The following is a 989-nucleotide window of genomic DNA, read 5'->3' as shown; positions in this document are numbered from 1 at the left end:
TCCCGGATCGGGTGGCCGTCGTCGTCGGCGGTCGGGTGCGGCTTCGACAGTCCGGAGAGGGCGGTCTGCAGGGCCTCGCCGGACTCGGCGTCGAAGCTGCCCTTCACGAGCACCCGACCTCCGAGGGTGCTGGAGGCGTGGAACTCGTTGAGCTCGGGATTCTCGGCGTCCGAGGGGAGGTCGCTGTCGCGTTCGAAGAGAATCTCCATCTCGCGGGCCCGGTCCCGCAACTGTTTGGGGTCCTCGACGCGGGCGGCGATGAGCAGGTACGCCTCGCAGTCGTCGGCCCGGGCGCTGTCGGGGTCGGGGTGCTCCCAGTCGGTTCCGTCGGGTGCGGGTTCGATGTCGAAGTCGCGGGTGAGCTTTGCGAGGCGGTCGAGGAAGTTGACGATCACCTGGACGTGGCCGAGTTCGATCCGTCCCTCGTTCAGCACGTCGGCCACCTGTGGGTGCAGGGGGAGTTCTCGGGAGAGACGGACGATCTGCGCGGCGTGGGCGCGGTGCATCCGGGTGGCGCCGGCGAGCCAGGCGGTGGTGTCCGCGGCACCGGCGTGCTCGGGCAGGCATCTTTGATCCGCCTCGTGCACGAGGCGGACGAGGAGCGCGTCGCGCCGGCGGATGTCCTGAACCAGCTCCGGCACCGCCGCAAGTATCTCGGTTTCGTCGAGTCGCCATGCCTCGACCCCGGCGGGGTCGGTGAGCATGGCGTCGAGTTTCATACGTCGAATTCTACTCGCACGCGTATTCGATCGCAATGATGTTTCGCCTGGTGAAAGGCCCGTGGGCCGTGAGCGGATTCGGCCTCCGTGGGGACTGTTCAGTCTGGGGACATGTGAGACACGAGATGTCTACCCAGATGTGAGACACGCTGCTGTGGAGGTGAGCGTGGGTACCCGAGACCGGCTATGGACGTATCCATGGCCAGATCGGATGCCCGGATGAAGCTGCTCGATGCAGCCTTACGCGTCGCCCACGACCAAGGAGCCGAT

General features: G+C 66.8%; 1 protein-coding gene. It reads right to left on the bottom strand.

The features are described from left to right. Positions 1-719 (bottom strand): DUF222 domain-containing protein (locus tag AC1DWC_RS26680; protein WP_477912904.1); only part of this gene is annotated, 719 nt, incomplete at its 3' end. Positions 720-989: the final 270 nt, after the last annotated feature.

This window comes from Rhodococcus sp. P4_C10 (assembly GCF_056402135.1).
Note: the sequence above shows the minus strand (reverse complement) of the source record. Positions and strands in the feature narration are given on the sequence as shown.